Origin of the sequence: Microbacterium sp. 18062 (assembly GCF_902706225.1) — a bacterium.
Classification (GTDB): Bacteria; Actinomycetota; Actinomycetes; order Actinomycetales; family Microbacteriaceae; genus Microbacterium.
The window spans coordinates 1-594 of sequence record NZ_CACSKB010000171.1; the positions used below are offsets into that span (position 1 = coordinate 1).

The 594-nt window shown below is 68.5% G+C and carries 1 protein-coding gene; it reads left to right on the top strand.

Features of this window, described 5'->3' with window-relative positions:
• A partial coding sequence (locus GVL03_RS19200) for an FtsX-like permease family protein (RefSeq protein ID WP_159502574.1) occupies positions 1-439 on the top strand: 439 nt, incomplete at its 5' end.
• Between the last annotated feature and the right edge of the window lie 155 nt (positions 440-594).

A 594-nucleotide genomic window follows, 5' to 3' on the forward strand; every position in this document is an offset into this window, starting at 1 on the left:
CATCCTCAATTCGGACCAGATCCGGCAGGCTGCGATGCGCACCAGCCGCACCCTGTCCCTGCTCATCTCCGGCGTGGCGACCCTGTCGCTGATGGTCGGCGGAATCGGCGTGATGAACATCATGCTGGTCTCGGTCACCGAGCGGACGCGAGAGATCGGAGTGCGCATGGCAGTCGGAGCCCGGCGTTCCGACATCGTGCTGCAGTTCCTCATGGAGGCCGTGCTGATCTGCCTGATGGGTGGCGCGGCAGGAGTGGTGCTGGCGTACGGCCTGGGGACGCTCCTCGCCGTGTTTCTGCCGCAATTGCCGATGGCCTTCTCTTCCGCGTCGGTGGTGCTGGCCGTGGCCAGTTCCTGCCTGATCGGCATGGCCTTCGGCTACCTGCCCGCCCGCAATGCCGCACGGCTGGAGCCCGTGCAGGCGCTGGCACGGGATTGACATGGCGCCAACCGCACCCTCGCCCATCCGCCGCAGCCTGCCTGCTTTCGCCTGCCGCGCCGTGTTCGCCGCCGTACTGGCCTGCACAGGTGGATGCGCCACGCAGGAGGCACCCCGGCCGATGCCGCAGGCGCCAGCCACCTACACCCATGCGG